The following is a 15,769-nucleotide window of genomic DNA, read 5'->3' as shown; positions in this document are numbered from 1 at the left end:
CCCTTCTTATGTTTCGTATTCCAATCAAACCAAGACCAAATTGGCAGCGCAAAGCGGCTGATTTTGGTTTTAAATTTCATACCATGCATGGCGAACCCTACTGGGATGAATCTGCGTATTATCAATTTACTTTGGCACAAATAGAGAATGATATAGAGCAACCTACCGCAGATATCCATCAAATGTGCTTGGCTGTGGTGGAGCGCGTTGTTCACGATGATGCACTGCTTGAACGTTTTCAGATCCCACAAGTATTTTGGCAACCTATTGCCGATTCTTGGAAGAATCGCGATCCGAGTTTGTATTCACGCTTAGATTTCAGTTATGACGGCAGTGGCCCGGCCAAGTTATATGAAAACAATGCTGATACACCCACATCATTGTACGAAAGTGGTTTCTGGCAATGGTTATGGCTCGAAGAGCAGGTCAACAAGGGGTTGATACACAAAGGTGCAGACCAATTCAATTCGTTACAAGAGAAGCTGGTTGCTCGCTTAGGTTACATTGCAAAGCATTATCAGCTCGATTTTATGCATTTCGCATGCTGCAAAGACACAGATGAAGACCGAGGTACGGTTCAGTATTTACAAGACTGTGCGCGAGAAGCGGGCATTGCTGACTATTTTGTGTATATGGAAGATATTGGATTAAGTGAAAGCGGAGCGTTTACTGATCACGACGACCAAATCATTGAGACTTTATTCAAACTGTACCCCTGGGAGTTCATGCAGCGCGAAGAATTCTCTCAGCATATTGGCCCCTCAGGCACTCACTGGATTGAACCCATATGGAAATCAATCCTATCAAATAAAGCATTGATGCCTATGCTATGGAAGATGTTCCCAGAACATCCAAACTTACTTGCCGCGTATTTTGAAGATGAATTGCATTTAGCTAAGGAAAGTAAGCTCGTTAAGAAACCGATCTTTTCTCGTGAAGGAGCAAACATCAGTGTGATCGAAAATGGCAAAACCATACTCGAAGCTCAAGGGCCTTATGGTGAAGAAGGATTTATTTATCAAGCGTACGCACCGTTGCCTAAATTTGCTAATAACCATACGTTAATTGGTTCTTGGTTAGTTGATGACCAACCTGCAGGGATCTCAGTTCGTGAAGACACATCACTTATTACCCAAGATATGTCTCGATATTTACCGCATATTATTTTGTGACAATTTGACATCTCATTTCCCTCTGGTTTAGGTCAAAATAATGATCTCACTTTACTAACGCAGTTTTATGAATAGCAAAACCATTTTTTCACATCCATCTTCTCGGTTAAGCCAACAGCTTAAAATCGTCAGCTGTATATTTATTGTGGTTACCGTAATAGAAGTCATTAATCTATTAACCGGTCGCGTATTAAACCAATTTGGGAATATCCCTCGTTATGTACCTGGGCTCATTGGGGTATTGATAGGGCCGTTTTTACATGGCAGTTTCAGCCATTATTTATCGAATATCGTGCCCTTGTGTGTGCTCAGCTTCTTGATGCTGCAATACGGTAATAAGCGTTTTTTCGGGGTCACGTTATTTTGCATAATATTAACGGGCTTGTTGGTATGGCTGTTTGGACGTTCAGCCAGTCATATCGGTATGAGCAGTGTTATTTACAGTTACTTCGGGTTTCTGTTGCTGGCTGGCTTTTTAAGCCGAAAATTCAGTCTGATTATCATTTCGTTACTAGTGGCATTTTTTTATGGCGGTTTAATATTTGGCGTATTGCCCGCTCGAACATTCGTTTCGTGGGAAGGCCATTTGTTTGGGTTTATTTCTGGACTTATCGCAGCGAGGCTGTGGGCGAAAAACGTCCGCTTGTAAGCGTTCAACGAAGTAACGCAAGATTAACCAAAGGTTGTGCTAGAGCACAAGGGGTAACTCCCCTATAATCAAAGCCGCAGTTTAAAAACAAATCAAGGCAAAAATGAGTAACCAAGCCCCAAAAAAGCAAAATGGTTTTTTCGGAAACCTCGCATTTAATATAATAATTCCCGTTGTGATCATGAGCAATCTAAGCTCAGATGAATATCTAGGACCTGCGTGGAGCATTGTCGCCGCATTAATTTTCCCTATTGGTTATGGCCTGTGGGATCTAAAAGAATCTGGCAAGGTAAACGCTTTTTCAATACTGGGGATTGTTAGCGTTATATTAACTGGCGGAATAAGCCTGTTAGAGCTTCCCGCACAATATATCGCCATAAAAGAAGCGGCAATTCCTGCTGTTATTGGTATTGCTGTACTTATCACCCAGCGTACCGCTAAGCCGTTGTTGAAAGTGTTGGTTTTAAATGAGCAAATCGTCAACTGGGAAAATTTAAATCAAGCGCTTGAGGCCAAAGGCACTAGTAAAGAATTTGAAGCGAAGATGGCGATCAGTTCGTATATCGTTGCAGGCTCGTTTTTTCTCTCTTCATTTTTAAATTATGTGCTAGCCAAGGTGATTTTGGTTAGTCCCCCTGGAACCACGGCTTACACCGAAGAATTGGGCCGCATGACCGCTCTTAGTTATCCGGTGATTGTTATTCCAAGTATGATTATGCTGATGGGCGCGCTGTGGTACTTATTTGCCCAGATCAAAAAATTAACAGGGGAAGAGTTAGAAAACTTTCTTGCTCAACAGTAATTAGTTAGCTTACGTTGGTTTATACGGACTTAAAATAAAAAAACGCTGACAGAATTTTCTGGCAGCGTTTTTTATTGCTAGCTATTAACGGTCAATGGTATTCAACAATGTGCTCAGATAATTAAAACCAATCCCGTAACAGTATCTATTCACGCCCAAGCAGAGTAAATATATGGTCTGCGACTTGGGTATTATTAATTGAGCCGCGGAATTTATCACTACCAGGCCCTTTAGCAAATACAGGCACATCAACACCGGTATGGCCGCCTGTTGTCCAACCTGTGTTAGTGCGTAAGTCGAGCAAGGTTTTCACAGTTTGATAAGCAATTTCTTCATCTTGGGTATCAATAGCTTCAATTATCGACTTTTCTTCACTCGTTAATGTAAAGCCTAATAAATCACTGGCTAAGGGTGCCTTATCCTTAGCTTTCATTAACTGTTTAGCAATAGAAAATGGCGATACTTTAAGATTTTGCACCCATTGAGGCTCCCACTTATAGATTGTATTCGCGCCGATCGTAAAGCCGCCAGTGCTGTGATCAGCTGTTAACACAACTAAGGTATCAGGATGGGCGTCAACATATTGCTCTAGCCATGTCATGGTGCTAGCTAAATCTTGCATTTCACCCATGGCTGCTCCCACATCATTGGCGTGACCAGCCCAATCAACCTGACTAGCTTCAACTAACAAGAAAAAGCCTTTGTCATTCTCTAAATGTTTAACCGCGGATTCAGTTAGCGTGCGTAAACGTTGTTTATCTGGCATATCCAGTGCCCAATTTAGGCCTTGGTCGGCAAACAATCCTAACAATGGTTTGGTCACATCAGTGTCTTTTAAATCAGATATTTTATCGACGTATTCGTAACCGGCACCGCTAAATTGAGCCACGATGTCACGATCGCTTCGCTTAAAATATTCCCAGCCCCCACCCAACATGACATCGAGTACAAATTTATTAGCCACCTTGCGATCAAAGTAGCTATCGGCAATCTCGTTATAGTTTTTTCTGCTTTCGTTGTGAGCAGAATAACCTGCAGGCGTGGCATGATTTATTTGTGATGTCACGGCAATGCCCGTTTTCATACCATGTTCTTTTGCCCATTCAAGCACTGTCTGAACAGGCTTTTGGTCAACATCGACCGCAATAGCGCCGTTGTAGGTTTTGGTGCCCGTTGACAATGCTGTGGCGCCCGCAGCGGAATCAGTCACATACCCTGACACGGGGGCTGGATAGGTACTTGCCATTCCAACAAGCAATCGATCGAAAACAGTCCTTTCTACTTCAGGGGTATTGCGGTCATCCGAAAAATAACGATAGGCGGTGGTATAAGCTGGCCCCATACCATCACCAACGACCATGATGACATTTTTAGGTTCTTGCGCTATTACCCCCATACAAATGGTTGATAGCAATACAGTACTCACAAACTTCATTTCGATCCCATATTTTGCTTTATATTCAAATAATCGATTATACGCAGGGTTTTATGACAAGAAGTAGTGCTGTGGGTGGAATTTTGTTAATTCGACTCGGTAATATGTAGCAAAATATGTGTCTGATACATAAAAATAAGCAATTGCATGTGTTCAATGAGAGGAAAAATAACGCTCTTCACCACGTAATTAATATAAAGAACAGTCGACTTACCTTCCCTGACAATAGATTTATTGAAAATATCTCCCGTTACTTTAGTTCATGTTTAGTTCATGAACTTCTTTAGCAGCCATGTACCTCAGTACAGATAAAGCATACCAATTAACATTCACGAAGTGAATAGCAAGAATAGATAGCATTTCCTTTCGTTATTTCAATTCTCCCAGTAGGATTCACTCATCGGTTAGCAGCGTAACAATACAAATGCTAATCAACCTTTACCCTACAAACATAAGGAACACCGTCATGTCTAATTATACAAATGACATTCAAGCCGCTCAAACATTAACGGCTGACAATAGCCAAACTTGGAACGCAATAAACCCAGAATACGTTGCACGTATGAAGGCACAAAATCGATTCAAAACGGGTCTAGACATTGCAAAATATACAGCTGGTATTATGCGCAAAGACATGGCGGACTACGATAAAGATTCAAGTGCGTATACTCAATCTTTAGGCTGTTGGCATGGATTCATTGGTCAACAAAAAATGTTGGCCATTAAAAAACACCACGGTACAACCGATAAGAGTTACTTGTACTTATCTGGCTGGATGGTAGCGGCATTGCGTTCTGAGTTTGGACCTCTTCCAGACCAGTCTATGCACGAAAAAACATCTGTTCCTGCACTAATTGAAGAGCTATATACCTTTTTACGTCAAGCCGATGCAAAAGAACTAGGTGAGTTATTCAGCGCCCTTGATAAAGCGCAGGCAGCTGGCGAAAGCACGCAAGAAATTCAAGATAAAATAGATAACTACCAAACCCACGTAGTGCCTATTATTGCTGATATTGATGCAGGCTTTGGTAATGAAGAAGCCACTTACCTACTTGCTAAGAAAATGATTGAAGCTGGCGCATGTTGTATCCAAATCGAAAACCAGGTGTCAGACGCAAAGCAATGTGGCCACCAAGACGGTAAAGTAACCGTTCCACACGAAGATTTTTTATGTAAGATTAATGCTGTACGTTACGCGTTTCTTGAGCTTGGTGTAGATGATGGTGTGATAGTAGCGCGTACAGATTCATTGGGCGCAGGTCTAACACAGAAAATCCCTGTATCTCAATCACCAAACGACTTGGCTGCTCAATACAATGCGTTTTTAGAGACTACGCCAGTTAATTCTGTTAATGATTTAAAAGACGGTGACTCAGTACTTAAATTGAATGGAGAGCTGGTAAAACCGGTACGTTTACCAAACGGTTTATATAAATTTAAAGCAGACACAGGCTTCGACCGTGTAGTACTAGATTGCATAACGTCACTGCAAAACGGTGCTGATTTATTGTGGATTGAGACTGAAAAACCACATGTGCAACAAATCGGTGATATGGTTAATGCCATCCGCAAAGAAGTACCTGATGCGAAACTTGTATATAACAACTCACCATCATTTAACTGGACACTTAACTTCCGTCAACAAGTATTTGACACATGGGTTGAGGGTGGTAAAGATGTATCTGATTATAATCGTGATGAGCTCATGTCGGTTCGTTATGATACATCTGAACTTGCACTTGAAGCAGATGAAAAAGTACGTACTTTCCAAGCCGATTCAGCTCGTGAAGCGGGTATATTCCATCACCTAATTACATTGCCGACTTATCACACTGCTGCATTGTCAACTGACAATCTTGCGAAAGGCTACTTCGGTGAAGAAGGCATGCTAGCTTATGTTAAAGGTGTTCAACGTAAAGAATTACGTGAAGGCTTAGCATGTGTTAAACACCAAGCAATGGCAGGCTCTAACCTAGGTGATGATCACAAAGAGTATTTCTCAGGTGACCAAGCATTGAAAGCATCGGGTAAAGACAACACCATGAATCAATTTGACGTTGCCGTCTAACGTCTAACGTCTAACGTCTAACGTCTAACGTCTAACTTTTAATAACATCTAAAAATAGCAGGGAAACCTGCTATTTTTTTGCCTGTAAATCACCATTCATCTACAGAATGAAGTTCCCTCCAATATTTCATTTTTATATAAACAATATTATTTGGCCGCTTGAAATAACTGCGTTTAGATATTAATTATTTATAAAATACAACATCTTAAAATTTATTACATTCTTGCTAGCATCTTTTTCCCATCTGAGTACAATCGAGTTATCCAATAAAAAACAAAATGTGTATTAATATTATGAATATTGCTAAAGTCGATCTGAATCTATTGGTTTATCTGGATGTTCTTCTTCGTGAAGGCAGCGTAACCCGTGCAGCAAATCAACTAAGCATAACGCAGCCCGCAATGAGTAACGGTCTAAAACGACTAAGGGATTTATTCAAAGACCCGCTTCTAGTGCGCACGAGTGACGGTATGACGCCAACCAAGCGTGCCTTAGAACTCCAACCGGTCATACGCGATGTGTTATCCAAGCTTGAAGCTTCGATTCAACCTGAGACAGATTTTGTTCCTGAAACCAGTAAGCGTACGTTTAGAATAATGGCCAGTGATTATGCTGAGTCTACGTTATTACTAGAAGTTATTCGTCAATTGGCCAATGTCGCCCCAAATATTACACTTGATATGATTACGCCAAGTGACGTGACGTTTCATGATGTTGAACAAGGCAGAGTCGACATGGCCATTAATCGTTTTGAAGAATTGCCTCTGTCGTTCCATCAAAAGGTGGTGTGGTACGACAGATTTGCCTGCGTGGTGAGCAGCAATAACCCAATCGTTAACGACTTCACACTGCAAAACTATATCGACAGTAAGCATATTTGGGTGAGTAAAACAGGATTTGGTGTAGGGGTTGGTATTGATCCTAATGAAGTACAAAAACTAGGTTGGGTCGATGCTGAGCTGACTAAAATTGGTCAAAAGCGCGATATTCGTGTGTTTACCCGTCATTACCACGTTGCCTTGCAACTGGCTAAGATTAAAAATCTCGTTGCGACCTTACCCAGCAAAGCGGCGGCGCTTTATGAAAATGATCCAAATATCGTTATTCTCGACCCACCATTTGATATACCTCCTATCGGTTTAAAAATGGCATGGAGCGCTCTTTTGCATCATGACGCTGGTCATATTTGGCTGCGCAGGTTGATCACTGAAGTAGGTGATGCATTGTCCGCTCAATAGCTATTCACAGAATGAATAGCTAGGATAGAAACCATAAATTAAACAAACTAAGGTTTCCTCCGTAGACTTGGGGTATTGCCTAACTAGCGGAGTAAAATATGCAAGATTATATTCAACGAGGACAATTACAAGTTGCCAAGCAACTTGATACCTTTATCGAAGAGCAGGCGCTACCAGGCAGCGAAGTAACGTCATCGGTTTTTTGGGCTAAATTTAGTGACATTCTGGCTGAGCTAACCCCAGTCAATCAAGCTCTATTGGCTAAACGCGACACATTGCAGCAAAAAATTGATGAATATTGTCAATCTAGATCGTCTTTATTGCCCGATGAATACAAAGGATTTTTGCGAGAGATTGGTTACCTAGAACCCCCCCCAGCAGATTTCACCATCACTACAGAAAAAGTAGACGCCGAAGTTGCCACTATGGCAGGTGCCCAACTCGTTGTACCTATCAATAATGCTCGCTTTGCCCTCAATGCGGCTAATGCTCGCTGGGGCAGCCTATATGACGCAGCATATGGCACGGATGTAATACCGGAAGATAATGGCGCTACGCGCACCAAAGAATACAATTCCTTACGTGGCCAGCGCGTGATTGAATATGCCAGAAAATGGTTAGATGTAATTGCCCCTCTCACCAAAGGTTCGCATCAAAGTAGCCGCGGTTATGACATCACATCAGGGCAATTAGTTATCACCCTTAATGATGGCAGTACAACAACGTTGTCTCAGCCATCACACTTACTGGGTTACCGTGGTGATGTTAGTGCACCTAAGGCCATTTTGTTACAACACCACGGACTGCATGTAGAGCTTCAGTTTGATCGCGAACATCAAATAGGCCAGCAAGACCCATCGGGAATGAAAGATATCCTGCTTGAATCAGCACTGACCACCATAATGGATTGTGAAGACTCGGTAACAGCCGTTGATGCTCAAGATAAGACTTTGGTTTATCAAAATTGGCTTGGGCTAATTACGGGCAACCTTGAAGTCAGTATGCAAAAATCGGGGAACGCTTCAGTAAGGTGCCTTAACGGTGATAGGTCTTATATATCAACTGAAGGTAAATCTTTTTCATTAAGCGGTCGAAGCATGATGTTTGTGCGTAATGTGGGTCACTTAATGACGAACGACGCCATACTGTTTGATGGAAAACCTATTTATGAAGGGATCATGGACGCAGTGATCACAAGCCTAATAGCCAAACATGATTTACTCGGCAACGGTAAGTATAAAAATAGCAAGAATGGCAGCATTTATATTGTGAAGCCTAAAATGCATGGCTCAGAGGAGGTCGCATATGCAGACACCTTATTTAGTCGAGTAGAAGATGCATTAGCCCTACCGCGAAATACCTTGAAAATGGGTATTATGGATGAAGAACGCCGTACAAGTGTGAACTTAAAAGCTTGCATCAACGCAGCCAAAGCCCGCGCTGTATTTATTAACACCGGCTTCTTAGATAGAACAGGTGACGAAATTCATACCTCAATGCATTTAGGGCCTTTTGCGCTTAAAGCTGAAATCAAGCAACAGCCTTGGTTAACCGCTTATGAGTTGGCTAATGTCAAAATCGGCATAGATGCTGGGATGTCTGGCAAAGCCCAAATCGGCAAAGGTATGTGGCCAACCCCTGATAACATGGCAGATATGATGCAAAGTAAAACAGCACATCCGCAATCTGGGGCTAACACGGCGTGGGTTCCCTCCCCTACAGCTGCAACACTACACGCGCTGCATTACCATCAGATAGATGTGTTTAATTTACGCAACGCTATTGCTGAAACACCTTTTGACGGTCTAGACGATATTCTTACCGTCCCTCTTCTCAAGGACCGAAAAGCACTAAGTAAGCAAGATATTCAGCGTGAACTAGATAATAACGTACAAGGAATTTTGGGTTATGTTGTCCGGTGGGTGCACCAGGGCATTGGCTGCTCTAAAGTGCCTGATATTAATAATGTAGGGTTAATGGAAGACAGAGCGACCTTAAGAATTTCCAGCCAGCATATCGCTAATTGGCTGTTACACGGTTTGATAGACGAAAGCCAAATCAATGATTCCATGTTGCGTATGGCAAAACTAGTTGATGAGCAAAACAGTACGGATGCTGAATATATCGCCATGATGCCTGATCCGATTCAGTCGATTGCATTTCAGGCGGCTCAAGAGCTTATATTGAAAGGCACCGCTCAGCCTAATGGATATACAGAACCGGTATTACATGCCAAACGTAGAGAGATGAAGCAAAAGCTTAACGACTAATAACTTTTCGGTAAATTATAAGCTTGGTGGCGTGTCAGTAGAGGCGCTATCAAGTCTATTTACGCCTTTACCTTCTGCCACTATCAATATGCTTCCATTAAGCTTAGAAACACTGCACATAATAAAAATTTGCTCCGTGCATTTTTCCATGAAAAGACCCATCAACACCTTCATGATGGGGTTTTAACACACAAAGCATCAAACACTTTACGTAATGTTTTATGCAATATGGCTGTCCAATTTGAGTGTAGTAGCGCTTTCCAAGAAAAGATCAATTCAACTTTTTATTGCGTATATTAAGATTGAACGATCAGTTTCAGTCCAGTGTAAATCCCTTTTTTTTGCCCAATGCTCTTAAATATTTAACAGGTATTGCATAACTGATACCACTTGGTTTCGCTAAAACCGCCTCTTTGGTTTCTTTTATAAATACCTTATTGAGTATGCCAATAACCTTCCCTGACTGCGCATCATAGAGCGCACTGCCGCTATTTCCTGGATAAGCAGTCATATCTAATTGATAAATCATAAAGGGCTTTTCTAAGCGGTTTCGCATAGTCATGGTCAACTGACTAGAATTAACACTTGGGATGACGTCAGGGGTCAAAGCCGCGATCATTCCCTTGTGGGTTGCCGGATACAACCCCAAAATCGACCCAATGGGAAACCCCGTCATTAAGATATCTTGGCCATCATCTGCATATTCATCCGAGCCCAAGGTCATAGGTTGCAATTTATCTTGGATTTTAAGTATGGCTAAATCATGCACAGGATCTTTTGCAACGATTTCAGCTTTATGTATTTTAGGTTGCCGTCCGGTACCAGAGAATACAATGTGATATTGAACAACTTGTGGGTCAAGTGCCTCAGATACCACATGATAATTTGTAGCGATAAGTGTGCCATCGCCAAAAACGAAGCCACTTCCGCGAAGTTGATGGGTGCTCGATGACATCGCGTCATAAAGACCTACTCCAACAATCGACGGCTTAATTTTTTTCACTAATTTAGTTTTTTCTGTGGCATTAGCCGTTGTAAAAAAGACTAACAAAGAAAAAACAACACAAATGATTTTATATACACGGTTTTTCGTTATCATAATGAACTACTTATTATTTTTCGTAAGGCTAAAGTGGGGAAAGTTCCATTGTCACGATAATAGCATAACGTGATTAACGCCTTAGGGTTATACACAAAATATTAGGATTAATGAAATGAAAATATTAGTCACGGGCGCTGCTGGTTTTATCGGTTTTCATGTTTGTCAGGTGCTGTTATCCCGCGGAGATGAAGTCGTAGGTATCGATAATATTAACGATTATTACGATGTAAACTTAAAGTTGGGCCGCTTAGCTGAGCTTGAACGTCATCCAAATGCAGGGAATTTTCGCTTCATAAAATTAGACATTGCGCTTCGTCCAGAAATGGAAGCGCTTTTTGCAGAACACAAGTTTGATAAGGTGGTGCATTTAGCTGCCCAAGCAGGTGTGCGTTACTCCATTGAAAATCCACATGCGTATATAGACAGCAACATTGTTGGCTTTACCAATATACTAGAAGGCTGTCGTCACAATGCAGTCAAACACTTAGTATATGCGTCTTCAAGCTCGGTTTATGGTGCAAATGAATCCATGCCGTTTTCCGTATCTGACAACGTCGATCATCCTGTGTCACTTTACGCCGCAAGCAAAAAAGCCAATGAATTAATGGCCCATACCTATAGTCACCTTTATGACTTACCCACTACGGGCTTACGTTTCTTCACCGTTTATGGTCCATGGGGCAGACCTGATATGGCTTTGTTTAAATTTACCAAGGCGATATTAGAAGACGACCCGATTAAGGTATACAATTTTGGTAATCACAGACGTGATTTCACTTATATCGATGACATTGTCAGTGGTGTTATAGCCACTCTAGATAATACAGCTTCAGGCAACAAAGAGTGGAACGGTAAAAAACCTGACCCAAGCACCAGCAAAGCACCTTGGCGTGTGTATAATATAGGTGCACAGACTCCGGTCAATTTACTCGATTTTATTACAACCTTAGAAAGTGCTTTGGGTAAAACAGCAGAGAAAGAAATGCTTCCGATGCAACCTGGAGATGTGCCTGATACCTATGCTAATGTTCAAGCGCTTATTGATGATGTGGGTTATAAACCGAAAACTCAACTCAAAGAAGGCATAAGTAATTTTGTAAATTGGTATAAAGATTTCTATAAAATCTAAGAGATAATAGATGCTGCAATCATTGGCAAACAGCCTAAGCTCCCCCCTTGTTCACGGGCCCTTGCTGTATGCAATTTTACAGCTTTTTTCACGCTTACCAATTCAAGGGTCTCGTGTCTTTAAATGGCTTTCTTACATACCCCTCTTGTGGTTAGGATTTTGTAGCTTAATTTATCCAAGTGTGATGTTAATCAAGCCCTTAGAAGATCAATATCCCACCATTACATTATCTTCCCCTTTATGGCAAAAAGCCGATGGGATCGTGGTATTGGCATGTAATCATTTTGACGATGATGCACTGCCTTTTGTTAGTAAGTGGCCGCAATGTAGCCTACAGCGCAATTTGCATGCCGCTCTAATGTATAAGAAAAAACCACTGCCAATATATTTAGCCGCAGGGATCATTAATCACTTAGACGCAAAATCTCAAGCCCAGTACAATAAGGAGTTTCTGATCACGTTAGGCGTAAAAGCGAAAGATATACATATATTCCCTCAGGGACATGACACTGAATCAGAAGTTGATGCTTTAGCGCCACATTTACTAAATAAATATATTGCTCTGGTATCCTCCGCCAGCCACCTACCACGAGCGGTTGAGTACTTTAGACTTCATAATATATCAGTGCTTCCTATTCCAGTTGAGCACCTTAGTCGCAAAAACGTATCTTTTGTTTTGGGTCTACCAAACGGCCTGAGTCTATATCGTAGTGAAAGAGCAATTCACGAGTACTTAGGTCTAATTTACCAACGATATTTAAAATGATAAAACAGTTATCCTACCCGATTTCAAACGGAATATTAGGTTACTATCCCATAAGTATTTAAAGTTCGGCAAAGGATGATCAAGGAACGAAACATGAATTCAATAGTGCCCATTTTTTCGGGAGGGGGAACACGTTTAACCGTCCATATTGGTGTGTTTGACGCATTACAACAACTCGATATCCACTTTCAACATATGGTCGGTGTTTCAGGAGGCTCAATTGTGGCGGCATTGTTTTGCTGCGGTGTGCCGCTGCCTGAAATCAAGCGTCTAGCAATGGATACCGACTTTAAAAAATTCAAAGGATTTTCCCTTTTTAGATTATTACGCCAAGGTGGATTAAGTTCAGGAGATCAATTTGAAGCCTGGATGGACAGACAACTCAAAGGGTTAACCTTCGCTGAAATTGACAAAGATCTGCATATACTAGCGACGGATGTAAACGGCGGCGGCCCTGTAGTATTCAGTCGCAAAACCAGCCCGGATCTAAAAATATCCAAAGCAGTCAGATTTTCTATGTCCATTCCGCTATTTTTTAGTTTTCAAAGCTATAAAGAACATGTGCTCGTTGACGGCGCAATTTTATCAGAAGACGCATTATATCAAGACTGGGCGGGTGACGGCTCACCTGTAATGTGTTTTAAACTGAAAAGTGACCATGTAACAGACCCAAACTTTAAAAAAAGTTGGCTGCCATTACGGCAATATGTGATGATGCTTATTAGGACCTTCATGACTGCAATGTCTCGAGAGTACGTACACGCAGAGTATTGGCGTAATACGATCATTATCAATACGGGAAAACTTTCACCGGTTGATTTTAATATTACGACGTTACAAAAAGAAGAGTTGTACAATATTGGGTTTAACACCGCTTTTGAATTTGTGCCTAAACGAATGCGGCTTTATACCGATATACAACTAAGGAACTAGATGTGGAAAACCGTTTTAAAGACCCAAGCCTATGAAGCAACTTCGAAAATACGCTGAAATGCCTTTTATTGGGCCAGTGGTAAAAAAATTAATGAATGTGGTCGTCAGTCAAAAAGCGAACCAAATTTCTAAACATTTCGCTGAATACCTTAGCCCGGTTGTCGCCTTGACAGACGACCTAAGAAGCGAGTGTTATAAAATAAGACATAAAGTATATTGCGAAGAATTAAAGTTTGAAGATGTCCGCTCTGATGAAATGGAAACCGACCTTTTCGATAGCCACTCTACCCATTGTTTAATTAAACATATCCCCACCGGCGAATATGCAGGTACCGTTAGGATCGTGCGCTCCAACAGCGAAGAACAATTACTGCCTATAGAAAAATATTGTATTAGTTCAATTGCTGAGGACGCCGTACATCCCAGTGATTTTCCGCGTAGCGAAATATGTGAAATATCACGATTAGCGGTACCCGCCCAATTTCGTAAACGTGCGACGGATAAATTCAAAGGGTCAGCGACAGGTGCCATCAACGAACACGTCTATTCGGAAAGAGAGCTTCGTTGCTTTCCATTTATTGCTGTCGGGTTGTACTTATGTGCAGCATCAACATCGCGTAAGCACGATATAAAGCATTGTTTTGTTATGATGGAGCCTAGATTGGCGCGCAGTTTGAGATTCGTAGGTATTCCATTCCAGCAAGTAGGCCCAGTGGTTGAATATCACGGAAAACGCGCACCCTATTATATTAGCCGTCACTTGCTAATGAGTGGGCTGACACCTGGATTCAAGCGCATGCTTAAAAACATCGAAAAGAAAGTTAATACACAATTCAATTAATCTACATGCACGGCCTATTGTTAAGGTCGTGCAGAATGTCAAAAAATTTTACACCCCCTTTTTTTTCGGCAAGTGTCGGTCCATCCACCATACACCATAGTGTTGCGGAAATTAAACTACCCCACTTGTTGATGATTTTTAACGTAGTCGTAACCTAATAATCAAATACAACAGCTACATTTTAATATGTAACGATGAGGACAATCTCCGTTGTCAGTAAAATTTACATTTCCTGATAATTAAAATCGAGAAAATACATATGCTATTGATATTAATTGAGTTTTTAAACTTGGCACAACTAATGCTTTATCCTTTGTAGCAGTATCTCTGGTCTCATTTAAGGAATATCACATGACAAATTTAGTTAAGAATACAAAATTAGTAACTCTTGCCGCTTTATTAGCATTCGGCGCAGCAAGCCAAGCAAGTGCAGCATCTATCACTTTCGGTGGCCAAATAGCTACGGACGGTTCTGGCGTAACTAGCAGCCGTATTGATGCAAGCAACCAAATTACTGCAGCAACCGTTTCAAATGGTTACTTTGTTGAAACGTTCGATAGCGCAACTGCTTACCCAATAGGTGCTGGTGGCGATACGCAGTATAATATTGCAGGTTCTTCAACTGGTTGCCAAGTTAACTCTCCCTTAGGCATCTCGCCAAGTGCACTAGGTGTAGTTGGTGTTCGTAACGATTCAGTTCCTAATGTTGCTGCAGCTCCAGCTGGCGATAGCACTTGTTATGCATATACAACGCCTGAAACTATTGGAACAGACAGCTTTGTTGATATCGACTACTCAACTTTCTTAACTAACATCGGTAGCGTTGAAACATCTCTAATTGGTGCCAAAATTAATTATTTAGGTTTCTACTGGGGTTCAGTTGATACTTATAATAGCTTCGAGTTTTACTCAGGTAGCACATTAGTAGCTTCGATCTCTGGTACTGCATTATTAGCAGAATTTAATGGTACCTCAGGTAACCAAACCTCTCCTGCATCTAACACATACGTAAATCTTGATTTTTCTGATTCAGAAGCGTTTGATAATTTCAAAGTTATCTCATCTGGAATCGCTGGTGAGTTTGATAACATTGTTGTTGGTTTAAAAGTACCAGCTCCAGCAAGCTTAGCTTTCTTAGGTCTTGGTCTTTTAGGTCTTGGTCTTGGTAAAAGATTCAAAAAGTAAGGTTTAATTACTTTATTAAAGAAAAGCCGGCTTGCCGGCTTTTTTTGTAATCTAAATTCAACACCACCACCCTGCCTTTATTCTCTTTTTTTGTCTTGCTTAATCTTTATTTCCCTCGAATTAGTTGCCCGTCAATTGAACAACAAATATTTCATTTACTCTCGCAGTGTCTCTTTTG

General features: G+C 41.3%; 14 protein-coding genes. 11 read left to right on the top strand and 3 right to left on the bottom strand.

The features are described from left to right. Positions 1–8: 8 nt before the first annotated feature. From GQR89_RS05405 to GQR89_RS05395, 3 genes are all read left to right on the top strand, one after another. On the top strand, positions 9–1,172 hold the full coding sequence (locus GQR89_RS05405; RefSeq protein WP_158769114.1) for a glutathionylspermidine synthase family protein: 1,164 nt from the start codon (positions 9–11) through the stop codon (positions 1,170–1,172). A gap of 67 nt (positions 1,173–1,239) precedes the next feature. Beyond that, a complete protein-coding gene (locus GQR89_RS05400) occupies positions 1,240–1,821 on the top strand; it encodes a rhomboid family intramembrane serine protease (RefSeq protein WP_158769113.1) in 582 nt (193 codons plus the stop codon). A gap of 103 nt (positions 1,822–1,924) precedes the next feature. Continuing rightward, on the top strand, positions 1,925–2,623 hold the full coding sequence (locus tag GQR89_RS05395; RefSeq protein ID WP_158769112.1) for a VC0807 family protein: 699 nt from the start codon (positions 1,925–1,927) through the stop codon (positions 2,621–2,623). A gap of 145 nt (positions 2,624–2,768) precedes the next feature. Here the strand turns inward: GQR89_RS05395 and GQR89_RS05390 are convergent, their stop codons facing one another. Then, positions 2,769–4,058, bottom strand: coding sequence for an alkaline phosphatase (locus GQR89_RS05390; protein ID WP_158769111.1), 1,290 nt, complete (start codon positions 4,056–4,058; stop codon positions 2,769–2,771). Positions 4,059–4,524: 466 nt separating this feature from the next. Between GQR89_RS05390 and GQR89_RS05385 the strand changes: the two genes are divergently transcribed. The 3 genes from GQR89_RS05385 (at position 4,525) to GQR89_RS05375 (ending at position 9,635) form a co-directional block, all read left to right on the top strand. Then, positions 4,525–6,126: an isocitrate lyase gene (locus GQR89_RS05385; RefSeq protein WP_158769110.1), complete on the top strand. Its 1,602-nt coding sequence runs from the start codon at positions 4,525–4,527 to the stop codon at positions 6,124–6,126. Positions 6,127–6,420: 294 nt separating this feature from the next. Continuing rightward, on the top strand, positions 6,421–7,365 hold the full coding sequence (locus GQR89_RS05380; RefSeq protein ID WP_158769109.1) for a LysR family transcriptional regulator: 945 nt from the start codon (positions 6,421–6,423) through the stop codon (positions 7,363–7,365). Positions 7,366–7,463: 98 nt separating this feature from the next. Further along, entirely contained in the window at positions 7,464–9,635 is a 2,172-nt protein-coding gene (locus GQR89_RS05375) for a malate synthase G (RefSeq protein WP_158769108.1), read from the top strand. Positions 9,636–9,650: 15 nt separating this feature from the next. On the opposite strand, the gene GQR89_RS21630 is transcribed toward GQR89_RS05375, so the two are convergent. Both GQR89_RS21630 and GQR89_RS05370 read right to left on the bottom strand, forming a co-directional pair. Further along, positions 9,651–9,785 (bottom strand): hypothetical protein, encoded by a 135-nt coding sequence (locus GQR89_RS21630; protein WP_255455676.1) that lies wholly within the window; start codon positions 9,783–9,785, stop codon positions 9,651–9,653. A 166-nt stretch (positions 9,786–9,951) separates the two neighbouring features. Next, positions 9,952–10,734 carry a serine protease gene (locus GQR89_RS05370; protein WP_158769107.1) on the bottom strand — a complete coding sequence of 261 codons (783 nt, stop codon included), beginning with the start codon at positions 10,732–10,734 and terminating at the stop codon, positions 9,952–9,954. A gap of 115 nt (positions 10,735–10,849) precedes the next feature. Between GQR89_RS05370 and GQR89_RS05365 the strand changes: the two genes are divergently transcribed. The 5 genes from GQR89_RS05365 (at position 10,850) to GQR89_RS05345 (ending at position 15,591) form a co-directional block, all read left to right on the top strand. Then, positions 10,850–11,866 (top strand): NAD-dependent epimerase, encoded by a 1,017-nt coding sequence (locus GQR89_RS05365; protein ID WP_158769106.1) that lies wholly within the window; start codon positions 10,850–10,852, stop codon positions 11,864–11,866. 10 nt (positions 11,867–11,876) lie between these two features. Continuing rightward, positions 11,877–12,632 carry a YdcF family protein gene (locus tag GQR89_RS05360; RefSeq protein WP_158769105.1) on the top strand — a complete coding sequence of 252 codons (756 nt, stop codon included), beginning with the start codon at positions 11,877–11,879 and terminating at the stop codon, positions 12,630–12,632. Positions 12,633–12,725: 93 nt separating this feature from the next. Continuing rightward, positions 12,726–13,565: a patatin-like phospholipase family protein gene (locus GQR89_RS05355; protein ID WP_158769104.1), complete on the top strand. Its 840-nt coding sequence runs from the start codon at positions 12,726–12,728 to the stop codon at positions 13,563–13,565. Positions 13,566–13,596: 31 nt separating this feature from the next. After that, the gene (locus GQR89_RS05350) at positions 13,597–14,406 is read left to right on the top strand and encodes a PEP-CTERM/exosortase system-associated acyltransferase (protein ID WP_158769103.1); all 810 of its coding nucleotides are present in this window, start codon (positions 13,597–13,599) and stop codon (positions 14,404–14,406) included. Between the two features lie 351 nt (positions 14,407–14,757). After that, positions 14,758–15,591 carry a PEP-CTERM sorting domain-containing protein gene (locus tag GQR89_RS05345; RefSeq protein WP_158769102.1) on the top strand — a complete coding sequence of 278 codons (834 nt, stop codon included), beginning with the start codon at positions 14,758–14,760 and terminating at the stop codon, positions 15,589–15,591. Positions 15,592–15,769: the final 178 nt, after the last annotated feature.

The organism is Paraglaciecola sp. L1A13, from assembly GCF_009796745.1.
Lineage (GTDB): Bacteria > Pseudomonadota > Gammaproteobacteria > Enterobacterales > Alteromonadaceae > Paraglaciecola.
The sequence above is the reverse complement of the archived record's forward strand: the minus strand, read 5'-3'. Positions and strand labels throughout refer to the sequence as shown.